The organism is Streptomyces sp. SID5785, from assembly GCF_009870065.1.
Classification (GTDB): Bacteria; Actinomycetota; Actinomycetes; order Streptomycetales; family Streptomycetaceae; genus Streptomyces.
Window position 1 is genome coordinate 1 of the sequence record NZ_WWIA01001156.1, and the last position, 416, is coordinate 416.

The following is a 416-nucleotide window of genomic DNA, read 5'->3' on the forward strand; positions in this document are numbered from 1 at the left end:
ACACCGTAGGGGCCCCGCCCCGACACCCGTACCCCGAAGGGAACGCCCATGCCGCTCGAAGCCGGCCTCCTGGAGATCCTCGCCTGCCCGGCCTGCCACGCCCCCCTGGAGGAGGCCGACGCCGAGCTGATCTGCACCGGCAAGGAGTGCGGCCTGGCCTACCCGGTCCGCGACGGCATCCCCGTTCTCCTCGTCGACGAGGCCCGCCGCCCCGCGTAACCCCCACCGCGAAGCAGGAGACCGACGCCATGTTCGACGAAACGCTCCTGGACGACCCGGACGCGCTCGCCCGAGCCGACCGCCGGGGCCTGCTCCGCGGCGCCGCCGAGGCGGGCGCCCGCGTCCGCACCGCGGTCCGGCACGCGGCCGAGGCCGGCATCGGCGAGCTCAAGCCCGACGGCCGCCCGCGCTCCGTC

1 protein-coding gene is annotated in these 416 nt (G+C 76.7%); it reads left to right on the top strand.

Going from position 1 to position 416, the window contains the following annotated elements; translation table 11 throughout:
* Positions 1-48: 48 nt before the first annotated feature.
* A complete protein-coding gene (locus GTW43_RS37310; protein ID WP_161306397.1) occupies positions 49-219 on the top strand; it encodes a Trm112 family protein in 171 nt (56 codons plus the stop codon).
* Positions 220-416 lie beyond the last annotated feature (197 nt).

Bases quoted from the DNA above. Each gene is read 5' to 3' on its own strand.
- GTW43_RS37310 (WP_161306397.1), top strand. From the start codon at position 49: ATGCCGCTCGAAGCCGGCCTCCTGGAGATCCTCGCCTGCCCGGCCTGC.